20 protein-coding genes are annotated in these 24,663 nt (G+C 69.6%); 15 read left to right on the forward strand and 5 right to left on the reverse strand.

The features are described from left to right. Positions 1-21: 21 nt before the first annotated feature. Both BGM09_RS19755 and BGM09_RS19760 read right to left on the reverse strand, forming a co-directional pair. Positions 22-810 carry an MIP/aquaporin family protein gene (locus tag BGM09_RS19755; protein WP_188282971.1) on the reverse strand — a complete coding sequence of 263 codons (789 nt, stop codon included), beginning with the start codon at positions 808-810 and terminating at the stop codon, positions 22-24. Positions 811-1,007: 197 nt separating this feature from the next. Further along, complete coding sequence (locus BGM09_RS19760; RefSeq protein ID WP_188282972.1) at positions 1,008-1,772, reverse strand: IclR family transcriptional regulator; 765 nt, start codon at positions 1,770-1,772, stop codon at positions 1,008-1,010. A gap of 328 nt (positions 1,773-2,100) precedes the next feature. On the opposite strand from BGM09_RS19760, the gene metH reads away from it, so the two are divergent. The 8 genes from metH to BGM09_RS19800 all read left to right on the forward strand — a co-directional run bounded on the left by metH (position 2,101) and on the right by BGM09_RS19800 (position 14,535). After that, positions 2,101-5,589, forward strand: a complete 3,489-nt coding sequence (metH, locus tag BGM09_RS19765) for a methionine synthase (protein ID WP_188282973.1) — start codon at positions 2,101-2,103, stop codon at positions 5,587-5,589. Positions 5,590-5,745: 156 nt separating this feature from the next. Beyond that, positions 5,746-6,447: an HAD family hydrolase gene (locus tag BGM09_RS19770; RefSeq protein ID WP_188282974.1), complete on the forward strand. Its 702-nt coding sequence runs from the start codon at positions 5,746-5,748 to the stop codon at positions 6,445-6,447. A 332-nt stretch (positions 6,448-6,779) separates the two neighbouring features. Continuing rightward, complete coding sequence (locus BGM09_RS19775; RefSeq protein WP_188282975.1) at positions 6,780-8,339, forward strand: ABC transporter substrate-binding protein; 1,560 nt, start codon at positions 6,780-6,782, stop codon at positions 8,337-8,339. Positions 8,340-8,414: 75 nt separating this feature from the next. Further along, positions 8,415-9,434 (forward strand): ABC transporter permease, encoded by a 1,020-nt coding sequence (locus BGM09_RS19780; RefSeq protein ID WP_223187295.1) that lies wholly within the window; start codon positions 8,415-8,417, stop codon positions 9,432-9,434. Further along, on the forward strand, positions 9,434-10,477 hold the full coding sequence (locus tag BGM09_RS19785) for an ABC transporter permease (protein WP_223187296.1): 1,044 nt from the start codon (positions 9,434-9,436) through the stop codon (positions 10,475-10,477). Before BGM09_RS19780 ends, BGM09_RS19785 begins: the two co-directional genes overlap by 1 nt. Continuing rightward, positions 10,474-11,574, forward strand: a complete 1,101-nt coding sequence (locus BGM09_RS19790; RefSeq protein WP_317452788.1) for an ABC transporter ATP-binding protein — start codon at positions 10,474-10,476, stop codon at positions 11,572-11,574. Before BGM09_RS19785 ends, BGM09_RS19790 begins: the two co-directional genes overlap by 4 nt. Then, a complete protein-coding gene (locus BGM09_RS19795; protein WP_223187297.1) occupies positions 11,558-12,910 on the forward strand; it encodes an ABC transporter ATP-binding protein in 1,353 nt (450 codons plus the stop codon). The genes BGM09_RS19790 and BGM09_RS19795 overlap by 17 nt, the downstream gene beginning before the upstream one ends. A gap of 26 nt (positions 12,911-12,936) precedes the next feature. Next, positions 12,937-14,535 (forward strand): ABC transporter substrate-binding protein, encoded by a 1,599-nt coding sequence (locus tag BGM09_RS19800; protein WP_188282976.1) that lies wholly within the window; start codon positions 12,937-12,939, stop codon positions 14,533-14,535. Positions 14,536-14,657: 122 nt separating this feature from the next. Here the strand turns inward: BGM09_RS19800 and BGM09_RS19805 are convergent, their stop codons facing one another. Then, complete coding sequence (locus tag BGM09_RS19805; RefSeq protein ID WP_188282977.1) at positions 14,658-15,329, reverse strand: response regulator; 672 nt, start codon at positions 15,327-15,329, stop codon at positions 14,658-14,660. Between the two features lie 37 nt (positions 15,330-15,366). Then, complete coding sequence (locus BGM09_RS19810) at positions 15,367-16,251, reverse strand: RecB family exonuclease (protein ID WP_188282978.1); 885 nt, start codon at positions 16,249-16,251, stop codon at positions 15,367-15,369. A 91-nt stretch (positions 16,252-16,342) separates the two neighbouring features. Between BGM09_RS19810 and BGM09_RS19815 the strand changes: the two genes are divergently transcribed. From BGM09_RS19815 to BGM09_RS19825, 3 genes are all read left to right on the forward strand, one after another. Then, a complete protein-coding gene (locus BGM09_RS19815) occupies positions 16,343-17,611 on the forward strand; it encodes a site-2 protease family protein (protein WP_188282979.1) in 1,269 nt (422 codons plus the stop codon). Positions 17,612-17,711: 100 nt separating this feature from the next. Next, positions 17,712-18,632: a tRNA (adenine-N1)-methyltransferase gene (locus tag BGM09_RS19820; RefSeq protein WP_188282980.1), complete on the forward strand. Its 921-nt coding sequence runs from the start codon at positions 17,712-17,714 to the stop codon at positions 18,630-18,632. A gap of 238 nt (positions 18,633-18,870) precedes the next feature. After that, positions 18,871-19,437, forward strand: a complete 567-nt coding sequence (locus tag BGM09_RS19825) for a hypothetical protein (RefSeq protein WP_188282981.1) — start codon at positions 18,871-18,873, stop codon at positions 19,435-19,437. Between the two features lie 15 nt (positions 19,438-19,452). On the opposite strand, the gene BGM09_RS19830 is transcribed toward BGM09_RS19825, so the two are convergent. Continuing rightward, on the reverse strand, positions 19,453-19,758 hold the full coding sequence (locus BGM09_RS19830; RefSeq protein WP_188282982.1) for a ferredoxin: 306 nt from the start codon (positions 19,756-19,758) through the stop codon (positions 19,453-19,455). 284 nt (positions 19,759-20,042) lie between these two features. Here BGM09_RS19830 and arc point away from each other — a divergent pair, with 284 nt between their 5' ends. From arc to prcB, 4 genes are all read left to right on the forward strand, one after another. Beyond that, positions 20,043-21,809: a proteasome ATPase gene (arc, locus tag BGM09_RS19835; RefSeq protein ID WP_188282983.1), complete on the forward strand. Its 1,767-nt coding sequence runs from the start codon at positions 20,043-20,045 to the stop codon at positions 21,807-21,809. A gap of 93 nt (positions 21,810-21,902) precedes the next feature. Then, the gene (gene dop, locus BGM09_RS19840) at positions 21,903-23,414 is read left to right on the forward strand and encodes a depupylase/deamidase Dop (protein ID WP_188282984.1); all 1,512 of its coding nucleotides are present in this window, start codon (positions 21,903-21,905) and stop codon (positions 23,412-23,414) included. A 156-nt stretch (positions 23,415-23,570) separates the two neighbouring features. Then, positions 23,571-23,789 (forward strand): ubiquitin-like protein Pup, encoded by a 219-nt coding sequence (locus tag BGM09_RS19845; protein WP_188282985.1) that lies wholly within the window; start codon positions 23,571-23,573, stop codon positions 23,787-23,789. Beyond that, positions 23,790-24,635, forward strand: a complete 846-nt coding sequence (gene prcB, locus BGM09_RS19850) for a proteasome subunit beta (RefSeq protein WP_188282986.1) — start codon at positions 23,790-23,792, stop codon at positions 24,633-24,635. The last annotated feature ends 28 nt before the right edge of the window (positions 24,636-24,663 follow it).

Consider the following 24,663-nt stretch of genomic DNA (forward strand, 5'->3'; position numbering starts at 1 on the left):
GCGTGGCGGTCTCGCGGGGCCCTACGTGAAGGCGAGCTTGTACAGGCCGCCGGCTATCGCGGCGCCGGCCAGCGGGCCCAGCACCGGGATCCACGCGTAGCTCCAGTCCGAGCCGCCCTTGTTGGGCAGCGGCAGAAGGCTGTGCACGATACGCGGGCCGAGGTCGCGGAACGGGTTGATCGCGTACCCGGTGGGGCCGCCGAGCGACAGGCCGATACCGACGACGAGGAGCGCGGTGAGCAGGATGCCGGTGCCGTTGAGCGCGAGTCCTGTCGTCATGCCCTGGGTGAGGATGAAGAGCACCAGGACAGCGGTGCCGATGACCTCGGTGAGGAGGTTCTGCACCGGGTTCCGTATCTCGGGTCCGGTGGAGAAGATGCCGAGCACCGGTCCCGCGGGCTGCCCCTTGCGGTCGGTCTCCGGGCCCTCGGGGGAGGTCGTGCCCCCGCCGACGATCTCGGGGTCGGTCAAGTGCGCCTGGAACTGGCCCATGTAGGCCACCCACACCAGGAAGGCGCCGATCATCGCGCCGAGCAACTGTCCCATCAGGTAGAAGGGCACGGTGTGCCACACACCGGTCTTGATCGCGACGCCGAGGGTGACCGCCGGATTGAGCTGGCCGCCCGAGTAGCCGTTGGCGATGTAGGCGCCGCCGAGCACCGCGAATCCCCAGCCGAAGGAGATGGCGACCCAGCCCGCTCCCCGGGCCTTCGACTTCTTGAGCGTGACGGCGGCGCAGACGCCGCCGCCGAGCAGGATGAGCACGGCGGTGCCGAAGGTCTCGCCGATGAAGATGTGGCCGTTGGACACAGCGACTCCTTTGTCCAGTGTCTTTACGTCAGGGCACGGGCGACCCGGATCGCGTCCGGCGTTCGACAATGTCGACCGTACAGCGAATGTTTTCTCCCCGGGAGCGGCAGGTCAAGAGGCGTGGACTGTGAAACGCGGAAGAAGCGGAAGAAGGGGTGTCGAGGGCCGGGCGCCGGGGGCGGCGCGGACGGGGCGGATCAGAAGCGGGCGGCGCCCAGATCGCGGGAGACGGCGCGGGCGCAGTCCCGTACCGCCGCCACCAGCCGGGCCTGGATGCCGCCCTCGTCGCAGACCCGTTCCACGGCGCCGGTGATGCCCACCGCGCCCACCGGCATCCGCCGCCGGTCGTAGACGGGCGCCGCGACCGAGGCCACGCCCTCCCACGTCTCCTCCAGGTCGGCGGCCCAGCCGCGCGCCCTGGTGAGGTCCAGCAGCGCCTCGAAGTCGGTGATGCCGGTGACGGTGCGCGCGGTGAGCGAGGCCCGCTCGTGCTCGGTCACCGCGTTGTGCGCCACCGGGTCGAAGGCGGACAGCACCTTGCCGAGCGCGGTGCTGTGCAGCGGGTGCATCGCGCCCACCTCCAGCGCCTGGCGGCTGTCGTCGGGCCGGAAGACGTGGTGCACGATCAGCACACCGTCCTGGTGCAGCACCCCGAGGTACGCGGCCTCGCCGCTGGACCTGGCCAGGTCGTCGGTCCACACCAGCGCGCGGGCCCGCAATTCGTGCACGTCCAGATAGCTGTTGCCAAGACGCAGCAGCTCCGCGCCGAGCTGGTACTTGCCGGAGACCGGCTCCTGTTCGACGAAGCCCTCCTGCTGGAGGGTGCGCAGGATGCCGTGCGCGGTGCCCTTGGCCAGGCCGAGCGACGAGGCCACGTCGGTGAGCCCCAGCCGGCGCTCACCGCCGGCCAGCAGCCGCAGAATCGCCGCCGCGCGTTCCAGCGACTGGATGGGACCTGGCATCGGAGGCACTCCAAGCAGAGGGGGTGTCATGATCGACGGTCGACAATGTCGACCATCATCATCTCAGAGACGATTCTGGCACCACGGTCCGCCCATCGGAATGCCTTCGAGCCCGGACGGTGCGGCCCGCTAGGCTGGCCGGGTGCGCGTCCCGCCGCCCTCCGATCCGTCGGCGCCGGCGGGGAACGCATAGCCGACAGCCGTCGCATCCCAGGGAGCACGTTCCATGGCCTCGCTTTCTCCGTCGTCCCCTACGTCTGGTACGTCCGGTTCCTCCCCGTCGGGGACGAACACGGCACCGACGCGTACGTCCCCGACCGCGTCGCCGATGGACGCCCCCCGCGCCGCCGCCCTCCGCGAGGCGCTCGCCTCCCGCGTGGTCGTCGCCGACGGCGCCATGGGCACCATGCTCCAGGCGCAGGACCCGACGCTCGACGACTTCCAGCAGCTCGAAGGCTGCAACGAGATCCTGAACATCACCCGCCCCGACATCGTGCGCTCGGTCCACGAGGCGTACTTCTCGGTCGGCGTGGACTGCGTCGAGACCAACACCTTCGGCGCCAACCACTCCGCGCTCGGCGAGTACGACATCCCCGAGCGGATCCACGAACTGTCGCAGGCCGGCGCCCGCCTGGCCCGCGAGGTCGCCGACGGCTTCGCCGCCGACGGCCGCCCGCGCTGGGTGCTCGGCTCGATGGGCCCCGGCACCAAGCTGCCGACGCTCGGCCATGCCCCGTACGGCGTACTGCGCGACGGCTACGAGGCGAACGCCGCGGGACTGATCGCGGGCGGCGCCGACGCGCTGATCATCGAGACCACCCAGGACCTGCTCCAGACCAAGGCGGCCGTGATCGCGGCCCACCGCGCGATGGCGTCGGCCGGGGTGAGCCTGCCGCTGATCTGTTCGGTGACCGTGGAGACCACCGGCACCATGCTGCTCGGCTCGGAGATCGGCGCGGCGCTCACCGCGCTCGAACCCCTCGGCATCGACATGATCGGCCTCAACTGCGCGACCGGACCCGCCGAGATGAGCGAGCACCTGCGCTATCTCGCCCGGCACTCCCGTATCCCGCTGTCCGCCATGCCCAACGCGGGCCTGCCGGTGCTCACCAAGGACGGCGCGCACTACCCGCTCACGGCCTCAGAACTGGCCGACGCGCACGAGACGTTCGCCCGCGAGTACGGCCTGTCCCTGGTCGGCGGCTGCTGCGGCACCACGCCCGAGCACCTGCGGCAGCTCGTGGAGCGGGTCGGCGGCCAGGATCTGCACCCGCGCAGGCCGCGCCCCGAGGCGGGCGCCGCCTCCCTCTACCAGACGGTCCCCTTCCGCCAGGACAGCTCGTATCTGGCGATCGGCGAGCGCACCAACGCCAACGGCTCCCGCAAGTTCCGCGACGCGATGCTGGAAGGCCGCTGGGAGGACTGCGTGGAGATGGCCCGCGACCAGATCCGCGAGGGCGCCCACCTGCTCGACCTGTGCGTGGACTACGTGGGCCGGGACGGCGTCGCCGACATGGCCGAGGTCGCCGGGCGCTTCGCCACCGCCTCCACCCTGCCGATCGTGCTGGACTCCACCGAGGTGGACGTCCTGCGGGCGGGCCTGGAGAAGCTGGGCGGCCGTGCGGTGCTCAACTCCGTCAACTACGAGGACGGCGACGGCCCCGAGTCCCGGTTCGCCAAGGTGACCGCGCTCGCCCAGGAGCACGGCGCCGCGCTGATCGCGCTCACCATCGACGAGGAGGGCCAGGCCCGTACCGTCGAGAAGAAGGTCGGGATCGCCGAGCGGCTGATCGACGACCTGACCGGCAACCACGGCATCAACGAGTCGGACATCCTGATCGACTGTCTGACCTTCACCATCTGCACCGGCCAGGAGGAGTCCCGCAAGGACGGCGTCGCCACCATCGAGGCGATCCGCGAGCTGAAGCGCCGCCACCCCGATGTGCAGACCACCCTCGGCCTGTCGAACATCTCCTTCGGCCTCAACCCGGCCGCGCGCGTGGCGCTCAACTCGGTCTTCCTCGACGAGTGCGTCAGGGCGGGCCTGGACTCGGCGATCGTGCACGCCTCCAAGATCCTGCCGATCGCCCGCATCCCCGAGGAGCAGCGCGAGGTCGCGCTCGACCTGATCCACGACCGGCGCCGCGAGGGCTACGACCCGCTGCAACGCCTGATGGAGCTGTTCGACGGCGTCGACAACAAGTCGCTGAAGGCCAGCCGCGCCGAGGAACTGCTGGCGCTGCCGCTGGACGAGCGGCTCCAGCGCCGGATCATCGACGGCGAGAAGAACGGCCTGTCCGCCGACCTGGACGAGGCGCTGGCCGAGCGGCCCGCCCTGGACATCGTCAACGAGACGCTGCTCGCGGGCATGAAGGTGGTCGGCGAGCTGTTCGGCTCAGGCCAGATGCAGCTTCCGTTCGTGCTCCAGTCCGCCGAGGTGATGAAGACCGCGGTGGCGTATCTGGAGCCGCACATGGAGAAGTCCGACGACGACGGCAAGGGCACCATCGTGCTGGCCACCGTGCGCGGCGACGTCCACGACATCGGCAAGAACCTGGTCGACATCATCTTGTCCAACAACGGCTACAACGTCGTCAACCTGGGCATCAAGCAGCCGGTCTCGGCGATCCTGGACGCCGCGCAGGAGCACCGCGCCGATGTGATCGGCATGTCGGGCCTGCTGGTGAAGTCCACGGTCATCATGAAGGAGAACCTGGAGGAGCTGAACCAGCGCGGCCTGTCCGCCGACTTCCCGGTGATCCTCGGCGGCGCCGCCCTGACCCGCGCCTATGTGGAGCAGGACCTGCACGAGATCTACGAGGGCGAGGTCCGCTACGCCCGCGACGCGTTCGAGGGCCTGCGGCTGATGGACGCGCTGATCGGCGTCAAACGCGGCGTGCCCGGCGCGGCGCTGCCGGAGCTGAAGCAGCGCCGGGTGCCCAAGCGCGAGCAGCCGCAGCCGGACGGACCGGACAAGGCGGTCAACCTCGGCCAGATCCGCTCCGACGTCGCGGTCGACAACCCCGTCCCCGCCCCGCCGTTCTGGGGCAGCCGGGTCGTCAAGGGCATCCAGCTCGCCGACTACGCGTCCTGGCTGGACGAGGGCGCCCTGTTCAAGGGCCAGTGGGGCCTGAAGCAGGCCCGCTCGACCGGTCCGACGTACGAGGAGCTGGTGGAGTCCGAGGGCCGGCCGCGGCTGCGCGGGCTGCTGACCAGGATGCAGTCCGAGGGCCTGCTGGAGGCCGCCGTGACCTACGGTTACTTCCCGTGCGTGTCCAAGGGCGACGACCTGATCGTGCTGCGCGAGGACGGCACCGAGCGGACCCGCTTCACCTTCCCGCGCCAGCGCAGGGGACGGCAGCTCTGCCTCGCGGACTTCTTCCGGCCCGAGGAGTCCGGTGAGACCGACGTGGTGGGCTTCCAGGTCGTCACCGTCGGCAACCGGGTCTCCGAGGCGGCCAACGAGCTGTTCGCGGCCGACTCCTACCGGGACTACCTGGAGCTGCACGGCCTGTCCGTGCAGCTCGCGGAGGCACTCGCGGAGTACTGGCACGCGCGGGTCCGCTCGGAGCTGGGCTTCGCCGGTGAGGACCCGGACGAGGTCGAGGACATGTTCGCGCTGAAGTACCGCGGCGCGCGCTTCTCGCTGGGCTACGGGGCCTGCCCCGACCTGGAGGACCGGGCGAAGATCGCGGACCTGCTGGAGCCGGGCAGGATCGGCGTGGAGCTGTCGGAGGAGTTCCAGCTGCACCCCGAGCAGTCCACCGACGCGATCATCATTCACCACCCGGAAGCCAAGTACTTCAACGCGCGTTGAGCGCGGCTCACCAGCGAGTCGTACACTTGACGGTCCGGCGCAGGCCGGTCGCCTTCCCGTCCGCGGGACGCGGCGACCGGCCTTTGTGTCCCCCGGAAACGGGACGGGTCGGCGCGACCGGCACCGGGACCGCGTACGAGCCGAGGAGTGGGGCGTATGACCAGCAGCATCACCGTCGCCGACACCCGTATGGCGCAAGGCCCCGCCCTCCAGGCGGTGCTCCTCGACATGGACGGCACCTTGGTGGACACCGAGGGCATCTGGTGGGCGGCGGAGAGTGAGGTCTTCGCGGATCTCGGGCACGTGCTGGACGAGGCGCACCGCGAGGTGGTGATCGGCGGCCCGATGGCCCGCAGCGTGGGGCACCTGATCGCCGCCACCGGCGCGGACGCGACGCTGGCCGAGCTGATGCTGGCCGTCAACATCCGCTTCGAGAAGCTGATCGCCCGGGGCGCGCCGCTGATGCCCGGCGCCCGCAGGCTGCTCACCGAGCTGGCCGCGTACGGCGTCCCGACCGCGCTGGTGTCGGCCTCGCACCGGCGGACCATCGATGTGATGCTGCGCACGCTGGGCGCGGAGAACTTCGCCTTCACCGTCGCGGGGGACGAGGTGAGCCGCACCAAGCCGCACCCCGAGCCGTATCTGACCGCCGCCGCCCGCCTCGGCGCGGACCCGGCCGCCTGTGTGGTCGTCGAGGACACCCTGACCGGTGTGGTGTCCGCCGAGGCGGCGGGCTGCCGGGTGGTCGCGGTGCCCTCTCTGGTGCCCGTCGAGGCCGCTCCGGGACGTACGGTCGTCGGTTCGCTCGAAGAGCTGAGCGTGCCTTTCCTGCGCGCTTTGAATGCGCGCGTTCACTGAGCGTATTTGCTGAATAGGAACCGTCCAGAGGTGTCTCACGGGTCGGAATCCGGCCCCTGGTGATCTATGTCACGCGCGGGGAGGTCGACACCGCGCTGTCCTGCCTGGATGAGATCCGCAGATCGGGACGTGCGGCGCGGTCGTATGTCCGTAATGTTCCGACCGGGGAGGGATCGTACCGCCGTCCGTTTATCGGTGTTCCGAGCCCCGTTATCGGTATGTAATTCCGCCTCAACTTCGCCGTGCTCTAGCGGACTAGGTCCCTCCGGCTAGTGTCCCTGCTGGTCAATGCCGAATCGAACGACCGGCATTTGAGCAAGGGGATTCACTGGATGTCACGTAACAAGCGTGTCGTCGCCGCAGCCGCCGTGGCCTTCCTGGCCGTCGGTGCGTCCGCGTGTGGTGGCAAGAAGGACAACTCGTCGGCCGGTGGCGGAAAAGGCGCCGTGATCGTCGGAACCATCGACTCGGTGTCGTCACTCGACCCCGCGGGAGCGTACGACTACGGCTCCTGGGAGGTCATCGACAGCGTCTACCAGAAGGTCATGCACTTCCCGACCGGCGGCACCACGCCGGAACCGGACGCGGCCACGTCGTGCGCCTTCACCGACCCGAAGACGTACGCCTGCACGCTCCAGCCGGGGCTGGTGTTCTCCAACGGCGACAAGCTCACCGCCGCGTCGGTGAAGTTCTCGTTCGACCGCATGGTCGGCATCGCGGCGCCCAACGGCCCGTCCAGCCTGCTCGCCAGCCTGGACAGCACCGAGGCCAAGGGCGACGACCAGGTGGTCTTCCACCTGAAGAACGCCGACTCGACCTTCCCCTCGGTGCTCGCCACCGACGCGGGCGCGATCGTCGACGAGAAGACCTTCCCGAAGGACAAGCTCCTCGACGGCTCGAAGATCATCGGCTCGGGCCCGTACACGCTGGACAAGTACACGCCCAAGCAGCAGGCGTCGTTCCTGGCCAGCAAGACCTACAAGGGTCCTGCCAAGCTCAACAACGGCCAGTTCGTGCTCCAGTACTTCTCCGAGGCGTCCGCGCTCAAGCAGGCGGTCAAGGACGGCACGGTCAACGCGGCCTTCCGCACCCTGTCGCCCACCGACACCGCGGACCTGAAGAAGACCTCCGGCATCCAGGTGCTCGACGGCACCGGCACCGAGAAGCGCTACCTGGTCTTCGACGCCAAGGTGAAGCCGTCCGACCAGAAGGCGGTCCGTCAGGCCGTCGCCCAGGTCATCGACCGCGAGGGCATCGCCAAGGACGCCTACGACGGCACCGTGGCCCCGCTCTACTCCATGGTCGGCAACGGCATCCAGGGCCACACCGAAGCCTTCAAGGACAAGTACGGCGCCCCGGACAAGGCCAAGGCCGCCGCGATACTCAAGGACGCGGGCATCACCGCCCCCGTCGACATCGCGTACGCCTGGACCCCCAGCCACTACGGCGCCGCGTCCGCCGACGAGGCCACCGCGATCAAGCGGCAACTGGAGGCCACCGGCCTGTTCAAGGTGAAGCTCAGCTCCACCGAGTGGCAGCAGTACCAGAAGGACGAGAAGTCCGACGCGTACGCCTCGTACATGATCGGCTGGTTCCCCGACCTGCCGGACGCCGACAACGACGTCTCGCCGTTCCTCGGCAAGCAGCCCTTCCTCGGCACCGGCTACGACAACCCGGAGATCCAGCAGCTCCTGGTCAAGGAGCAGGGCACCGACGACCCGAAGGTGCGCGACCAGGCGTTCGCCGACATCCAGAAGATCGTCGCCGACGACGTCCCGATCATCCCGCTCTGGCAGGGCAAGCAGACCGTGGTCATCCGTGACGGCGTGACCGGCGCCGACAAGGCGCTCGACCCGACGATGTTCCGGTTCTACGAGCTCGGCTCCAAGTGACGGACGGCCGGTCCGCGGGGGTGACGCCCCCGCGGACCGGCCGCCTGTTCTGTTCCTGAAGAAAGACACACTCAGTTGAGCAACACGAGCAAGCAGTCCGGGTCGCTGCGCCGCTACGTCCTCACCAGGATCGCGCTCGCCGTGCCCATGGTCCTCATCCTGCTGGTCCTGGTCTTCGTCATGATGCGGGTGGCGCCGGGCGACCCCATCTCGGCCTCGCAGGGCGGCAAGCTGAGCGCGGCCGAACTCGCCGCCAGACGCCACGCGGCGGGCTTCGACGCCCCCGTCTACCAGCAGTTCTGGGACTACCTGAAGTCCGTCGGCACCCTGAACTTCGGCACCACGTTCTCCGACCGCCGCAGCGTGCGGGACATCATCGTCGAGAACGGCGGCGCCACCCTCACCCTCACCGCGGGCGCCCTGGTCTTCGCCGCCGTCATCGGCATCCCCGTCGGCCTGCTCGCCGGCCGCTACCGGGACCGCGCCGTCGACGTCACCAGCCGGCTCTTCAGCACCGTCAGCTACGCCGCGCCCGTCTTCGTCACCGCGCCGCTGCTGATGCTCGCCTTCGGCTCCACCTCCGGCCAGGCCTCCCCGCTGGTGCAGCTCAACGTGCCCACCCAGACGCACATCCTCATCGTGGACGCGGTGCTGGCCGGCGACTGGGACGCGGTCGGCGACATCACCCAGCACCTGATCCTGCCGTCGGTCTGCCTCGGCCTGCTCGTGGTCGGCGTCTTCATCCGGATGATCAGGATCAACCTCATCCAGTCGCTCCAGGGCGACTACATCGAGGCCGCCCGCGCCCGCGGCGTCAAGGAGCGCCACGTCGTGGCACGGCACGGCTTCCGCAACGCCCTGGTCCCGGTGATCACGGTCCTCGGCCTCCAGGTCGCCATGCTGCTCGGCGGCGCGGTGCTCACCGAACAGATCTTCAACTGGCCGGGCATCGGCCGCCAGCTGATCGACTACATCAACCAACGCGACTACGTCGCCGTCCAGGGCATCGTCACCGTCTTCGCCCTGGTCGTCGTCGTGATCAGCATGCTGATCGACTTCGTGAACGCGCTGATCGACCCGAGGGTGCGGTACTGATGGCCCAGACAACCCCCATACCCCCCGGCCCGGCCGCCGATGCCCCGCAGGCACAGCCGCCCGCCCCCGGGTCGACCCGCTTCGGCGGCCTGCGGCGGATCTGGGCGGCGATCCGCGAGGCCCGAGGCGTACCGCGGTTCATGCTCTGGACCGGCGCCCTGATCTCCGGGCTCTTCGTGATCATGGCCGTCTTCGGCCCGCTGATCGCGCCGTACGACTTCGACACGTACCAGTCCGGCGGCGCCCGCTTCCCCAAGCAGGGCGCGCCCGACGGCGACCACTGGTTCGGCACCACCGTGCAGAGCCTCGACGTGCTCTCCCGCACCATCTACGGCGCCCGCACCGCGCTGGAGGTGATGCTGCTCGCCGTGGTGTTCTCGCTGGTCATCGGCGTCCTGCTGGGCCTGCTCTCCGGCTACTTCGGCGGCTGGCTCGACCGCATCCTGGTGCTCGTGATGGACGCGCTCTTCGCGTTCCCCTACCTGCTGCTGGCGATCGTCGCCGGATTCGTCTTCGCCGGGATCGCGGGCGGCAGCATCATCACCGCCGCCCTGTCGATCACCGTGGTCTACATCCCGCAGTACTTCCGGGTGGTCCGCGCCTCCGCGCTCTCCGCCCGCGAGGCGACCTTCGTCGAGGCCGCCCGCGCGATGGGCGCCAAACCGTCCGTGGTGATCCGCAAATACCTCTTCGGCAACGTCATCCAGTCGGTGCCCGTCATCACCACGATGAACGCCGCCGACGCCATCGCCACCCTGGCCGGCCTCGGCTTCCTGGGCCTGGGCATCCAGCCCACCGACGCCGCCGAGTGGGGCTACGACCTCTCCCGCGCCATCGACGACGTCAACGCGGGCATGTGGTGGACCTGCCTCTACCCGGGCCTGGCCATGGTCATCGCGATTCTCGGCTTCACCCTGCTCGGCGAAGGACTCAACGACGTCCTCAACCCGACCATGCGCCGCCGCCGGATCTCCAAGGTGCTGCTCCCGCCGCACACCCGCCGCCGCACCGTCATCACCCCCGAAGGGACGGCCGCCAAGTGACCACCGTGACCGAACCCGTCCCCGCCGCTCCCGTACCCGCGGGACCCGTCCTGTCCGTACGCGACCTGCGCGTCTGGTACGGCACCGACCGCGGCCCGGTCCGCGCCGTGGACGGCGTCAGCTTCGACGTACGCCCCGGCGAGACCCTCGGCCTGGTCGGCGAGTCCGGCTGCGGCAAGTCCACCCTCGGCCGCGGTGTCCTCGGCCTCACCCCGGCCGCCGCCGCGGTCGACGGCGAGGTCGTGCTGAACAGCGAGGGCGGCGCGGGCCGCAACCTCACCGAACTCTCCGACCGCGAGATCCAGAAGCTGCGCGGCCCGGAACTCGGCCTGATCTTCCAGGAGCCGATGACCCGGCTCAACCCCCTCATGCGGATCTCCCAGCACTTCGAGGAGGCCCTGCGCACCCACCACAAGGACCTCGCCAAGCGCGAGGTGAAGGCGCGCGCCCTGGAGGCGCTGCGCGGCATGGGCATTCCCGAGAGCCGCTACGAGAGCTACCCGCACGAGTTCTCCGGCGGCATGCGGCAGCGCATCATGATCGCGCTCGCGCTGGTGCTGCGGCCCGCGTTCATCGTCGCCGACGAGCCCACCACGGCCCTCGACGTCCTGGTCGAGGCGCAGATCATCAAGATCCTCGCCGACCTCAGGAAGAACTTCGACACCGCACTGGTGCTGATCACGCACAATCTCGGTATCGTCGCCGAAGCGTGCGACCGGGTCGCGGTGATGTACGCCGGCCACATCGTCGAACAGGGCGATGCCCGCGCGGTGTTCGCCGACCCGCAGCACCCGTACACCAAGGAACTGCTCCGCTCGACCATCTCCCTGTCCACCACGGGACTGCACTACATCCCCGGCAGTCCGCCGGATCTGGTGCGACCGCCGGAGGGCTGCCGGTTCCACCCGCGCTGCCCGGTGGCGATGGTGGGGTGCGCGACGGCGGAGCCGCCCGAGGTGACGCTGCCCTCCGGCGTGCACAGCGCCTGCTGGCACCAGGCCATCGAGGCCGATCCCTCGCTGGCCGACGAGTTGGGAACGGGCGGGCGCGAGCCGCTCGCCGCGGTGAAGGAGATCAGCGTTGCTGACGAAGCCTGATGTGATGCCCTCCGGCGGCGCCGCCGGGGACGGCGCGGAGGCGCTCGTCGAGGTCGACGACCTCGAAGTCCACTTCGGCCTGCGCGGCAGCCTGCTGGGACGCTTCGGCGGCCGGGCGGCCGGCGCGGTCAAGGCCGTGGACGGCGTGAGCCTCACCCTGCGCAAGGGCGAGGTGCTCGGCCTGGTCGGCGAGTCCGGCTCGGGCAAGACCACCCTGGGCCGCACCCTGATCGGCCTGAACAAGGCCACCGGCGGCTCCGTCCGCTACCGCGGCCAGGAGATCGGCGGCCTCGGCGAACGCGCGCTGCGCCCCCTGCGCCGCAAGCTCCAGATGGTCTTCCAGGACCCGCACGCCTCCCTCAACCCGGCGATGGACATCCGCACCGCCGTCGGCCACCCGCTGCGCATCCACCGACTCGTCGACAGCGAGCAGGAGTACGACGCCAGGGTCACCGACGCGCTGGAGCGCGTCGGCCTCACCCCGCCCGAGCGCTACCTCTCCAAGTTCCCCGCCGACCTGTCCGGCGGCCAGAAGCAGCGCGCCGTACTGGCCCGCGCGATCATCGCCGAGCCGGAACTGCTGGTCGCCGACGAGCCCATCTCGATGCTCGACATGAGCGTCCGCGCCAAGATCCTCCAGCTCATGCTGGACCTCAAGCGTGATCTGGACCTCACGTACGTCTACGTCACCCACGACCTGGCGAGCGCGAAGTTCTTCTGTGACACCATCGCCATCATGTATCTCGGCCGGATAGTCGAGTACGGCCCGACCGCACAGGTCTTCGCCGACCCGCAGCACCCCTACACCAAGGCGCTGCTCGCGGCCATCCCGGAGCCCGACCCGCGGCTGGCCGTGGAGCGCGAACTGCCGCGCGGCGAGATCCCGGACGCCGCCGCACCGCCCCTGGGCTGCGCCTTTCATCCGCGCTGCCCGGTCGCGGTCGCCGAGTGCGGCTGGGAGGCCCGTGACCTGCGCGCCCTGCTGGAACGCCGCTGGCTGGAGCTGCCCCAGCAGGACTGCGCCGCGGAGAAGGCGCTGTTCGCGGACCTCGATTCACTGTCCGCTCCAGGGCTCGGCCGCGTATCGATCGCCCCCGGAAGAAGCCACACGGCCGAGGATGTGCTGGAATACCTCCGGCGTCTGCGCGAGGAAGCATCGGCAGCCGAACCGCGTGAGCCCTTCTGGCGCGGAGTGGTCACGATGCATGCCGAAAGCGGCCGGGTCGTGGTGGAGTTCGCCCCGCCACGCGATCCGCGCCTCAACCTGATTCCGAAGACCGGCGTGCACGTCGCCTGCCATCTGCGCCAGCACGCCGCGAGCGCCCAGGGAACATGAGCGGGAACAAGAGGAGAACGACGACGATGAACCGCAAGCTTCTGGTGCTGCCCGCCCTGCTGGGCGTCATGACACCCCTGATCGCTGGGTGCGGCGGTACCGGCGGGGGGAGCGGCGACAGCGGCAAAGCCATCGTCGTCGGCACCACGGACAGTATCGAGCTGACCGAGGACAACCCGGCCCCCCTCGACCCGGCGACCTCCTACGACAGCGCGACCTGGAACATCTTCTACAACACGTTCCAGATGCTGCTCACCTACCCGCGCGGCAGCACCACCCCGACCCCGGACGCGGCGAAGGAGTGCCACTACAACGACACGTCCGGGCTGACATACACCTGCACGATGCGCGACGGCCAGAAGTTCTCCAACGGCCACGACCTCACGGCGGAGGACGTCAAGTTCTCCGTCGAGCGCATGCAGAAGATCAACTACAAGGTCGGTCCTGCGTCCCTCATATCGGACGTGAAGTCCGTCGAGGCGCCCGACTCCAAGACCGTGATCTTCCACCTGAAGGCCGCCGACGCCACCTTCCCGGCCAAGCTCGCCACCCCGGCCGCCGCGATCGTCGACAGCCGGGTCTACGAGATGGACAAGCCGTACAACGGCTTCAAGCTGGTCGGCTCGGGACCGTACACGCTGGACTCCTTCGTCCAGGGCAAGCAGGGCGTGTTCTCCAAGAACTCGCACTACGGCGGCATCCTCAAGCTCAACAACAGCAAGGTCGACCTGAAGCTGTTCGCCGACTCCAAGAAGATGGAGGCGGCGCTCAAGTCCGGCAGCATCGACGTGATGTCGCGCACGCTGAATCCGGACCAGATCAACAACCTGCTCCAGAGCACCGACCAGAACGTGAAGCTGACCGAGGCCCCCGGCGGCGAGGCGCGCTACCTGTTCCTCAACACCGACTCGCCGAACCTCAAGGACGTCGCGGTCCGGCAGGCCATGGCGTGGGTCCTGGACCGCCAGGCGATCACGCGTGACGTCTACAAGCGCACCGCCGAGCCGCTGTACTCGGTCGTGCCGCAGGGCATCACCGGTCACATCAACTCGTTCTTCAACAAGTACCAGGTGCCGAGCGTCAGCAAGGCCAAGACGCTGCTGCACCAAGCGGGCATCGAGGACAAGGTCGAGCTGACCATCAACTACCGCCGTGACACCGGCGGCACGATGAACCAGCCCGAGGCCGAGGAGATCGCCCGCCAGCTCAACGCCAGCGGCCTGTTCACCGTGACGGCCAAGAGCGAGCAGTGGAACGCCTTCCTGTCCAAGGCGTCCTCCCGCGCCTACCAGATCTTCGCGATCAGTTGGCTCCCGGACTTCCCGGACCCCGACAACTACATCGCGCCGTTCTTCGACAGGGACAACTTCCTGAACCTGCCGTACCAGAACAAGCAGATCCAGGACCAGATCCTGCCCGCCACCCGCAAGCAGGCCGAACGCAGCACCGCCAGCGCCGACTTCGCGACCGCGCAGAACCTCATCGCGCAGGACGTGCCGATGCTGCCGCTGTGGCAGGGCAAGCAGTACATCGCGTCGCGCAACGACATCACCGGTGTCGAGTGGGCGCTCAACTCCTCGACCACCACGCAGTTCTGGGAGCTGGGCCGCGGCGTCTCCGGCTGACCGCTGACCGCTGACTGACCGCCGTCCGGTGACGGCGCGACGACGAAAGCGGCCGGCCGCGGTCCCGAACCTCTGGGACCGCGGCCGGCCGCTTCGCGCGTGTCGTGCGCCCGCGGACGGTGTCAGCCCGCGCCGGGGCGCACCAGCCCGCTCTCGTACGCGTAGACCGCCGCCTGGACGCGGTCGCGCAGCGCCAGCTTGGTCAGCACATGGCCGACATGGGTCTTGACGGTCGTCTCGCTGACGAAGAGTTCGGCGGCGATCTCCGCGTTCGACAGACCGCGGGCCACCAGCTTCAGCACCTCGACCTCGCGCTCGGTCAGCGAGTGCAGCGGCTGCGGCACCGCGTCCTCACCGGACGGCAGCCGGCCCGCGTACTTGTCCAGCAGCCGCCGTGTGATGCTCGGCGCGAGCATCGCCTCACCGGCCGCGACCACCCGGATCGCCTGCACCAGCTCGGCGGCGGGCGCGTCCTTGAGCAGAAAGCCGCTGGCTCCCGCCCGCAGCGCCTCCACCACGTACTCGTCGAGGTCGAAGGTGGTCAGCACCAGCACCTTGGCCGGGCCCGACCGGTCGGGCCCGGTGATCTGCCGGGTCGCCTCCACCCCGTCCATCCGGGGCATCCGGATGTCCATCAGGACCACATCGGGCTGCAACGCCCGCACCTGGTCAAGGGCCTGCTGGCCGTCCCCGGCCTCGCCGACCACGACGAGATCGCCCTCGGCCTCCAGGATCATCCGGAAACCGGTACGCAACAGGGGCTGATCGTCCACCAGCAGGACGCGAATAGCCACGGGTTCTCCTTCGCCTTCGCCAGACCGGACGCCTTCGCTAGGTCGGACCATTCTCGCCCACGAGGGGCAGCGCACCCGCTATTTCCGCCAGGGGATAGGGCGGGGGAGTCCCCCCGAACTCGGGACAGAACGCCTGGTGGTCGCACCAGCCGCACAGCGGCGTACGGCGCGGGCGCCATTCCCCGCTGGCCGTCGCCTCCCTGATCGCCTCCCACAGGGCCTGCAACTTGCGCTCGGTGGCCCGCAGATCGCCCTCGGTCGGGTCGTACGTCAGCACGTCCCCGCTGCCCAGGTAGACGAGCTGGAGGCGGCGCGGCACCACACCGCGCAGCCGCCACAGCACCAGCGCGTAGAACTTCATCTGGAACAGCGGCTCGTCCGCGTACTCCGGGCGCGGCGCCTTGCCGGTCTTGTAGTCCACCACCCGCAGGTCGCCGCTGGCCGGTGCCACGTCAAGCCGGTCCACGTAACCGCGCAGCGTCAGCCCGGACTCCAGCACCGTCTCCACGTACAGCTCGCGCTCGGCGGGCTCCAGACGCGTCGGGTCCTCCAGGGTGAACCAGCGGTCCACCAGCCGCTCGGCGCTCTCCAGCCACCGCGCCAGCGCCCCCGCGTCCGCCGCGTCGTCCGCCGCCCGGAACAGCGCCGCCAGCTCGGGGCGGGCCGCCAGCAGCTTCTGCCACTCGCCCGGCACCATCGCACGGGCCCGCTCGGCCGTACGCTCGGCGGCAGGGGCGTCGAAGAGCCGTTCGAGCACGGCGTGCACCACCGTGCCTCTGGTGGCCGCCTCGCTCGGCTGCTCGGGCAGCCGGTCGATCACCCGCAGCCGGTACAGCAGCGGGCAGCGCATGAAGTCCGCCGCGCGCGACGGGGACAGCGACGACGGCGGTCGCGGCGGGATGCTCTCGGTGCTGGTGCCCATGGCAGACGACCCTACGGCCTGCCACCGACAGTGCGGGTGTCCCGCCCGGAACAGCGGGGCAATAGCATGGTTGCGGAGCCCGTCGTCCCGCATGATCGACTCAGGGTCCGTATCTGAACGAGGGGAACCAGTGAGCGAGAGCGGCCGGCCGCCGTCCAAGAACACCGATATCCCGGGCCGGGACGGCGGCAGCGACAAGCCGCCGCGCGAGCCCGGAGGCGGCATCCTCATGGGCCGCTTCTACGGTGTCCCGATCTATGTCGCCCCGAGCTGGTTCCTGGTCGCCGCCCTGATCACCTGGGTCTTCGGCGGTCAGCTGGAGACCGTGCTGCCCGAGCTGGGCCGTATCCGCTACCTGGTCTCGCTCTTCTTCGCGGTCGCCTTCTACGCCTCCGTGCTCATCCACGAACTGGCCCACACCGTCGCCGCGCTCCGCTTCCGGCTCCCCGTACGGCGGATCCAGCTCCAGTTCTTCGGCGGCGTCTCCGAGATCGAGAAGGAGTCGGAGACACCGGGCCGCGAATTCGTGCTCGCCTTCGTCGGCCCGCTGCTCTCGCTGGTCCTGGCCGGGGTCTTCTTCGGCGGCATGCAGCTCGTGGAGTCCGGCACCGTCCCCGGAGTGCTGCTCGCCGGACTCATGGTCAGCAATCTGATCGTGGCCATCTTCAACTTCCTGCCCGGCCTGCCGCTGGACGGCGGCCGGATGCTGCGCGCCGTGGTCTGGAAGATCAGCGGCAAGCCGATGACCGGCACCGTCGCCGCCGCCTGGGTCGGCCGGGGCCTGGCCATCGCCGTACTGATCGGCCTGCCGCTGCTGTCGTACGCGGGCGGCCTGCGCGACAACGGCGACGGCAGCGGCGCGGACTCGCTCACCGACGCCCTGCTCGCCGCGATCCTGGCCGCCATCATCTGGACCGGCGCGGGCAACAGCCTGCGCATGGCCAGGCTGCGCGAGCGGCTGCCGGGACTGCGCGCCCGCACCCTCACCCGCAGGGCCGTGCCCGTCGCCTCCGACACCCCGCTGTCCGAGGCGCTGCGCCGGGCCAACGAGGCGGGGGCGCGCGCCCTGGTCGTGGTGGACGGCGCGGGAGCCGCGACCGCGCTGGTCCGCGAGTCCGCGATCGTCAACATCCCCGAGCACCGCCGCCCCTGGGTCGCCGTCAGCGGCCTCGCCCAGGACCTCACCCCCGGCATGCGCGTCTCGGCCGACCTGTCGGGCGAGGAGCTGCTCGACGCCCTGCGGGCCGCCCCCTCCACGGAGTACCTGGTGGTCGAGCCCACCGGCGAGATCTACGGCGTCCTGTCCACCGTGGACGTCGAACGCGCCTTCCTCTCGGCGATGTCCCGGCCCGACGCGTGAACTGCCCGACGCGTGAACGGGCCACGTTGATGGCCCCGGTGGGCGGGCGGTCGGAAGCCGCGTGAACAGGCGGCCGTAAAACAGCCGGTAGGGTGGTCTTATGTCCGAACCGACCGGTGCCGCCCGCCGACGCGGGCCCTTCAGAGTCGGGGACCAGGTCCAGCTCACCGACCCCAAGGGACGCCACTACACCTTCACGCTCGAAGCCGGAAAGCAGTTCCACACCCACAAGGGCGCTTTCCCGCACGACGAGCTGATCGGTGCTCCCGAGGGCAGTGTTGTCCGAACCACGGGAAACGTCGCCTACCTCGCGCTGCGCCCCCTGCTCCCCGACTACGTCCTGTCCATGCCCCGCGGCGCCGCCGTGGTCTACCCCAAGGACGCGGGGCAGATCCTGGCGATGGCCGACATCTTCGCCGGCGCCCGGGTCGTCGAGGCGGGCGTGGGCTCCGGCTCGCTGAGCAGCTTCCTGCTGCGGGCGATCGGCGACCACGGCATGCTGCACAGCTACGAGCGCCGCGCCGACTTCGCCGAGATCGCCACCCAGAACGTGGAGCGCTACTTCGGCGGCCCGCACCCCGCCTGGCAGCTCACCGTCGGCGACCTCCAGGACCACCTCTCGGACACCGACGTGGACCGGGTCATCCTGGACATGCTGGCGCCCTGGGAGTGCCTGGAGCCGGTCGCCAAGGCCCTGGTCCCCGGCGGCATCCTGTGCGCGTACGTGGCCACCACCACGCAGCTCGCCCGTACCGTGGAGGCCATCCGCGAGCACGGCACCTTCAACGAGCCCGCGGCCTGGGAGACCATGGTCCGCACCTGGCACGTCGAGGGACTGGCCGTCCGCCCCGACCACCGGATGATCGGGCACACCGGCTTCCTGCTCACCGCCCGCCGCCTCGCGGACGGCGTCGAGCCCCCGCTGCGCCGCCGCAGGCCCGCCAAGGGCGCCTACGGCGAGGACTACACCGGACCCGGCAGCGCGAGCGGCGGCTCCGCCACGGCCGACGCCGCCTCCTAGGGCGTGTCGTCACCCGGTCAACAGCGGCGTTTCGGCCAACTTCTCCCGGCCGCCGCCGGTTTGCCCTCCGATGGGCACCGGCGGCGGCTTTTCCGTGGCCCGTTTCTCCGGGGCCGTGCGCCTTTCCGCGCGCCGCACGCGCGGTACCACGGGCAACTGCCGCCCCGCCGTTCCCCCCTGGTGTGACGTATGGCACCATGCTGGCCACCCCCGCCGTTCGACCCCAGGAGACAGGCGAGTGCAGCCGTCCGCAGGCCCGGCCCTCCCGCACACCCGCACCCGCTCGGTGCACTGGATCACCACGGCCGCCGCGCTCGGCGCCATCGTGGCCGCGGGGGCCCTGGTACAGCCCGCGGACGCCTCCTCAGGCGGCGCCAAGGCGCCCGCCGCCCCGGTGGCCGCGCCGGACCCCCGGGCGGTCTCGTACCCGCTGGACTGCGCGGGCGCCCCGGTGGATGTCCTGAACCATGTGTCCGGCGACCTGGACGGCGACGGGCGGCCCGAGACGGTCGTCGTGGTGCGCTGCCGGGCCGACACCGGCACCCCGCCCAGCGGCGTCTTCGTCCTCGCCGCGCCCGCCACCGCGGGCGGGCCTGCGACGATCGTCGAGACCCTGGTCAGGCCCGCCGACGAGCGGTCGGTCACCGGCTTCCGGCTCCAGGGCCGTATGGTGCGGGCCACCGTGCTCGGCTATTCGAGCGACACCACGCCGCGCTGCTGCCCCGACCTGAAGCGCGACTACTCCTGGGAGTGGCGCGACGGCCGCTACGTGGCGCTGCCCGGCCCGGCGAACAACAGCATCTGACCGCGGGCCGGGGGCTCAGTCGGCGTCCGGCCCGTACACCTCGACCCGGTCCGCCGCGCGCCGCACGTGAATGCAGTCGCCCGGACACTCCTTGGCCGAGTCCACCACATCCCGCAGCAGCGGCAGCGGTACGGGTACGGTGGCACCAGGTGCCTGGAGCAGCTCGGCTTCCTCACCCTCCGGAGCCGGACCCTTCACATAGGCCAGCCCGTCGATGTCCAGCTCGAAAATCTCGGGCGCGTACTGCACGCAGATCCCGTCACCGGTGCAGAGGTCCTGGTCGATCCAGACCTCGAGTGCTTCGGCCGTCTCGTTGCCCACGGAAACCCTCGCCTGCCGTTCGTCGTTCAGGAAGCATCAGAAACTCATCAGCAACACCATCAGGAAGCAACAGCCCTCGCAGGGTGTTGACCGGATCGACGATACAACCGGCGGCTTTCCGATGGTGATCGGCGGGTCCCGGTGGGTATCTCACTGGCGGAGGGACGTACGCAAGGGTGAAGATCGGACACACCGCGATCGTCTTTTTGATCTAGGGGTTTACACCCCTACCGGCCCAGGTAGGGTCTGGAAACGTCCAGCTCCCCTTGGAGGAGGTGAGGACCGTGGCGGCCCACGACGACGACTACAACCGTGGCGGCCGACCCGCTCGTGGTTCGGAAGACCCCATGAGCCAGGTCGCCTTTCTTGAGCAGGAGATCGCCGTCCTGCGACGCAAGCTCGCCGATTCTCCGCGGCACACGAGGATTCTCGAGGAGCGGATCGTCGAGCTGCAGACCAACCTGGCAGGTGTGTCCGCGCAGAACGAACGGCTGGCGAACACCCTCCGGGAGGCCCGCGACCAGATCGTGGCCCTCAAGGAGGAAGTCGACCGGCTCGCGCAGCCACCTGCCGGCTTCGGCGTATTCCTTCAGGCCAATGACGACGGCACGGCCGACATCTTCACCGGCGGGCGCAAGCTCCGGGTGAACGTCAGCCCGGCCGTCGACCTCGAAGACCTCAGGCGCGGACAGGAGCTGATGCTCAACGAAGCGCTCAACGTCGTCGAGGCGATGGAGTTCGAGCGCGTCGGCGACATCGTCACCCTCAAGGAGGTCCTGGAGGACGGCGAGCGCGCCCTGGTGATCGGACACACCGACGAGGAGCGGGTGGTACGGCTCGCCGAACCTCTCCTCGACGGCGCCCTGCGGACCGGCGACGCCCTGCTGCTGGAACCGCGCTCCGGCTATGTCTACGAACGGGTCCCCAAGAGCGAGGTCGAAGAGCTCGTCCTCGAAGAGGTGCCCGACATCGACTACCGCCAGATCGGCGGACTCGGCGGCCAGATCGAGCAGATCCGCGACGCGGTGGAGCTGCCCTACCTGCACGCCGAACTCTTCAAGGAGTACGAACTGCGCCCGCCCAAGGGCGTGCTGCTCTACGGGCCTCCCGGCTGCGGAAAGACCCTCATTGCGAAAGCGGTCGCCAACTCGCTGGCGAAGAAGGTCGCCGAGGTCACCGGGCAGCCGCAGGGCAAGAGCTACTTCCTCAACATCAAGGGTCCCGAGCTGCTGAACAAGTACGTCGGCGAGACCGAGCGGCAGATCCGCCTGGTCTTCCAGCGTGCGCGGGAGAAGGCGAGCGAGGGCACCCCCGTCATCGTCTTCTTCGACGAGATGGAATCCCTCTTCCGCACCCGCGGATCCGGTGTCAGCTCGGACGTGGAGAACACCATCGTCCCGCAGCTCCTCGCCGAGATCGACGGTGTGGAGGGCCTGGAGAACGTCATCGTCATCGGCGCGTCCAACCGCGAGGACATGATCGACCCCGCGATCCTGCGGCCCGGCCGCCTGGACGTGAAGATCAAGATCGAGCGTCCCGACGCGGAAGCGGCCAAGGACATCTTCTCGAAGTACCTGGTCGACACCCTGCCGCTGCACGCCGAGGACCTCTCGGAGCACGGCGGATCCAAGGCGGGCACCGTGGACGCCATGATCCAGTCGGTGGTCGAGCGGATGTACTCCGAGACGGAGGAGAACCGCTTCCTGGAGGTCACCTACGCCAACGGGGACAAGGAAGTCCTCTACTTCAAGGACTTCAACTCCGGAGCGATGATCCAGAACATCGTCGACCGGGCCAAGAAGATGGCGATCAAGGACTTCCTCGACCACGACCAGCGCGGCCTGCGCGTCTCCCACCTGCTCGCCGCCTGTGTGGACGAGTTCAAGGAGAACGAGGACCTGCCCAATACCACCAACCCCGACGACTGGGCCCGTATCTCCGGCAAGAAGGGCGAGCGGATCGTCTTCATCCGCACCCTGGTGACCGGAAAGCAGGGCGCGGACACCGGACGCTCCATCGACACCGTGGCGAACACGGGACAGTATCTGTAAGCACTACCCTCCGGCTGCGGGTCCCCACAGCGGGTACCCGCAGCCGGTGTGTTTCCGGCTCAGCACGGGCCGGAGCCGGGCAAGGAGGGCCGCATGACCGTACGGCGAGTAATGGGCATCGAGACGGAGTACGGCATCTCGGTCCCCGGCCACCCCAACGCCAATGCCATGCTCACCTCGTCCCAGATCGTCAACGCCTACGCGGCGGCGATGCACCGGGCCAGGCGGGCCCGCTGGGATTTCGAGGAGGAGAACCCGCTGCGGGACGCCCGGGGCTTCGACCTCGCCCGGGACTCGGCCGACTCCACGCAGCTCACCGACGAGGACATCGGCCTGGCCAATGTGATCCTCACCAACGGCGCGCGGTTGTACGTCGACCACGCCCACCCCGAGTACTCCTCGCCCGAGATCACCAATCCGCGGGACGCGGTGCTGTGGGACAAGGCGGGCGAGCGCATCATGGCCGAGGCGGCGCTGCGGGCGGCGCAGCTCCCCGGCGCGCAGCCGATCCACCTCTACAAGAACAACACCGACAACAAGGGCGCCTCCTACGGCACGCACGAGAACTACCTGATGAAGCGGGAGACCCCGTTCTCGGACATCGTGCGGCACCTGACGCCCTTCTTCGTCTCCCGCCAGGTCGTGACCGGCGCGGGCCGGGTCGGCATCGGCCAGGACGGCCGTGAGGACGGCTTCCAGATCAGTCAGCGCGCCGACTACTTCGAGGTCGAGGTGGGCCTGGAGACCACCCTCAAGCGCCCGATCATCAACACCCGCGACGAACCGCACTCCGACGCCGAGAAGTACCGCAGGCTCCATGTGATCATCGGCGACGCCAATCTCTCCGAGATCTCGACCTACCTCAAGCTGGGCACCACCGCGCTGGTGCTCTCCATGATCGAGGACTCCTTCATCAAGGTCGATCTGGCCGTCGACCAGCCGGTCCGCACCCTGCACGAGGTCTCCCACGACCCCACGCTGCGCCAGCTCGTCACGCTGCGTAACGGTCGCACGCTGACCGCCGTACAGCTCCAGATGGAGTATTTCGAGCTGGCCCGCAAATACGTCGAGGAGCGCTACGGCGCCGACGCGGACCCGCAGACCCGCGATGTGCTGGCCCGCTGGGAAGACGTGCTCAACCGGCTGGAGAACGACCCGATGAGCCTGTCGGGCGAGCTGGACTGGATCGCCAAGCGCGAGCTGCTGGAGGGCTACCGGCGCCGCGACGACCTGGGCTGGGACGCCGCCAGGCTGCACCTGGTCGACCTCCAGTACGCCGACGTACGCCCCGACAAGGGCCTCTACAACCGGCTGGTGGAGCGTGGCCGCATGCGGCGGCTGCTGGACGAGCCCGATGTCGTCAGGGCCGCCACCAAGCCGCCCGAGGACACCAGGGCGTACTTCCGCGGGCGCTGTCTCGAACAGTACGCGGACGACGTCGCCGCCGCCTCCTGGGACTCGGTGATCTTCGATCTGCCCGGCCGGGACTCGCTCCAGCGGGTTCCCACGCTGGAGCCGCTGCGGGGCACCCGCAAGCACGTGAAGGAGCTGCTGGACCGCTGTCGTACGGCGGAAGACCTGGTACGGATCCTTTCGGGCGGCTGATCGGCGGCCCGATCCGGGGCTGAAACGGTCCAGAACCGGGAAACAACCCAGTGGCACTCGTACGTTGACGTAATCGAGCGCTGATGTCGGGCCCTGCTTGTAGGGTCTGATCTTGTAGGCAGTCAACCGAGCGCACGGAATAGCGGGGTGAGGGACATGGCTACCAAGGACACCGACGGCGGACAGCAGAAGGCGACGCGTTCCACGGAGGAGGTCGAGGAGGTCCAGCAGGACGCCCAGGCGGCCGACGACCTCAAGGAGCGCCAGGAGAAGCTCTCCGACGACGTGGACTCGGTGCTGGATGAGATCGACGACGTACTCGAGGAGAACGCCGAGGACTTCGTGCGTTCCTTCGTGCAGAAGGGCGGCGAGTAGGTGGCAGCCGGCACGTATGGCACCGGACGGCTCCCGGCGGCGTTCCTGACGCCGGGGTCCTCCTCCTTCCTGGACTTCCTGGGCGACCACTCGCCGGAGCTGCTGCCTGGCAACCGGTCGCTCCCGCCGGTCAAGGGCGCCGTCGAACTCCCGCACGGCACCACGATCGTGGCCGCCACCTTCGGCGGCGGGGTCATCCTCGCCGGTGACCGGCGGGCCACGATGGGCAATGTCATCGCCCAGCGCGACATCGAGAAGGTCTTCCCCGCCGACGAGTTCTCGGCGGTCGGCATCGCGGGCACCGCGGGTCTCGCGGTGGAGATGGTCAAGCTCTTCCAACTGGAGCTGGAGCACTACGAGAAGATCGAAGGGGCGACCCTGTCCCTGGAGGGCAAGGCCAACCGGCTGTCCACCATGATCCGCGGCAACCTCGGCATGGCGCTCCAAGGGCTGGCCGTCGTCCCGCTCTTCGCCGGATACGACACCGAGCGCGAGAAGGGCCGCATCTTCTCGTACGACGTGACCGGCGGTCGCAGCGAGGACGTGGGCTTCACCGCGACCGGCTCCGGCTCGGTGTACGCCCGCAGCTCGCTGAAGAAGCTCTACCGCGGCGACCTCACGGAGCGTCAGTTGGCCACCGCCGTCATCCAGGCGCTCTACGACGCCGCGGACGACGACTCGGCCACCGGCGGCCCCGACATCACCCGGCGGATCTTCCCGATCGTCGCGGTGATCACCGAAGAGGGCTTCCGCAGGCTCAGCGAGGCCGAGGTCTCCGAGATCGCCCGCGCCGTACTGGACGGACGTCTGGAGCACCCCGACGGCCCGCAGGCCGAAGTGCTCTGAGAGCCGGTCAGTTGAGAACCGGTCAAGC

The organism is Streptomyces sp. CBMA29 (assembly GCF_014596445.1).
GTDB lineage: Bacteria > Actinomycetota > Actinomycetes > Streptomycetales > Streptomycetaceae > Actinacidiphila.

Bases quoted from the DNA above. Each gene is read 5' to 3' on its own strand.
- BGM09_RS19810 (WP_188282978.1), bottom strand. From the start codon at position 16,251: ATGGGCACCAGCACCGAGAGCATCCCGCCGCGACCGCCGTCGTCGCTG.
- BGM09_RS19800 (WP_188282976.1), top strand. From the start codon at position 12,937: ATGAACCGCAAGCTTCTGGTGCTGCCCGCCCTGCTGGGCGTCATGACA.
- BGM09_RS19845 (WP_188282985.1), top strand. From the start codon at position 23,571: ATGGCTACCAAGGACACCGACGGCGGACAGCAGAAGGCGACGCGTTCC.
- BGM09_RS19815 (WP_188282979.1), top strand. From the start codon at position 16,343: ATGATCGACTCAGGGTCCGTATCTGAACGAGGGGAACCAGTGAGCGAG.
- BGM09_RS19770 (WP_188282974.1), top strand. From the start codon at position 5,746: ATGACCAGCAGCATCACCGTCGCCGACACCCGTATGGCGCAAGGCCCC.
- BGM09_RS19820 (WP_188282980.1), top strand. From the start codon at position 17,712: ATGTCCGAACCGACCGGTGCCGCCCGCCGACGCGGGCCCTTCAGAGTC.
- dop (WP_188282984.1), top strand. From the start codon at position 21,903: ATGACCGTACGGCGAGTAATGGGCATCGAGACGGAGTACGGCATCTCG.
- BGM09_RS19785 (WP_223187296.1), top strand. From the start codon at position 9,434: ATGGCCCAGACAACCCCCATACCCCCCGGCCCGGCCGCCGATGCCCCG.
- BGM09_RS19760 (WP_188282972.1), bottom strand. From the start codon at position 1,772: ATGCCAGGTCCCATCCAGTCGCTGGAACGCGCGGCGGCGATTCTGCGG.
- metH (WP_188282973.1), top strand. From the start codon at position 2,101: ATGGACGCCCCCCGCGCCGCCGCCCTCCGCGAGGCGCTCGCCTCCCGC.
- BGM09_RS19775 (WP_188282975.1), top strand. From the start codon at position 6,780: ATGTCACGTAACAAGCGTGTCGTCGCCGCAGCCGCCGTGGCCTTCCTG.